The sequence below is a fragment of the Leisingera sp. F5 genome, assembly GCF_001593695.1.
Genome location: NZ_LUKH01001128.1, coordinates 1 through 1,250, shown reverse-complemented (window position 1 = coordinate 1,250; position 1,250 = coordinate 1). Strand labels below are relative to the sequence as shown.

Genomic DNA, 1,250 nt, shown 5'->3' with positions numbered 1-1,250 from the left:
ACCTCGACTTTGCCGACGTGCGCGCGGTGATGGATGAGATGGGCAAGGCGATGATGGGAACCGGCGAGGGCGAGGGCGAGGACCGTGCGGTTCAGGCCGCTGAGAAGGCGATTGCCAACCCGCTGCTGGACGAAATCAGCCTGCGCGGCGCGCGCGGCGTGCTGATCAATATCACCGGCTCGCATGACCTGACCCTGTTTGAACTGGACGAAGCCGCCAACCGCATCCGCGAGGAAGTGGATCCGGACGCCAACATCATCGTCGGCTCGACACTGGACACCGGCATGGAAGGCAAGATGCGGGTTTCCGTTGTTGCCACCGGTATCGACGCGGTGGATGTGAACACCGAAATGCCGGTGCCGCGCCGTCCGATGTCGGCGCCTCTGCGCCAGACTGTCAGTGTTGAAGACACCCGTCCGGCACCGCTGGAACTGGAAACCCCGGTTGAGCAGCCTGCAGCAGCCGCGGCCGCCCCGGCCCCGGAGGCTGTTCAACCCGAAGCCGCCGCGCAGCTGGAAGAGCCGTCGCTGTTTGAAGAGATGAACGCGCAACAGGCCGCCGCGCAGGAGCAGGCTGAAGACATCTTTGAAGAGCCGGAACTGGTGGACAACGACGGTCTGCCGCCACCGGCCTATCAGCCGCAGGTTCCGGAATTCCGCCCGCAGGCAACAACACCCGAGCCGCAGCCCGACGCTTTTGTGGCGCCGAGGGCACCCGCTCCGGGCACCCCGTCGCCGCAAGCGCTGGAGCGCCTGCAGGCGGCGGCGCAGCGGGTTCAGCAGCCGCGCGCGGCTGCCGCCCCTGCCGCACCGGCACCGCAGCCGCAACAGCAGCAGAATGCGCAGCAGCAGCCCGACGGGCAGCGTCGCTTTGGTCTGAATTCCTTGATCCACCGGATGACCGGCACGACCGACGCTCCGGCAGGCAAACAGCCGCCGCAGGCCGCACGCCAGCAGCCGGCCATGCAGGCCCCGGCCGCCGCGGCCCAGCAGCAGCCGGTGCAGGCGCAGCAGGCTGACCCGGACCAGGAACGCATCGAAATTCCCGCATTCCTGCGCCGCCAGGCAAACTGACGGTTCACAAAACTAACTGCAAAAGCCGCCTTCGGGCGGCTTTTTATTTGTGTATTTCAGTTATTTGCGCAATTTTGAGCGGTGATTTGCTTATCTGTTACAGTCATGTTTCAAACCGTTACAAAGATTGAGTTGTAGGTTTTTTTGCAAAACCTTAACTCTCGTTCGCAACACGGC

1 protein-coding gene is annotated in these 1,250 nt (G+C 64.2%); it reads left to right on the top strand.

The features are described 5' to 3' along the window. The coding region (locus tag A2I95_RS39480) for a cell division protein FtsZ (protein ID WP_367153216.1) at positions 1-1,073 on the top strand (1,073 nt) is incomplete at its 5' end. Positions 1,074-1,250 lie beyond the last annotated feature (177 nt).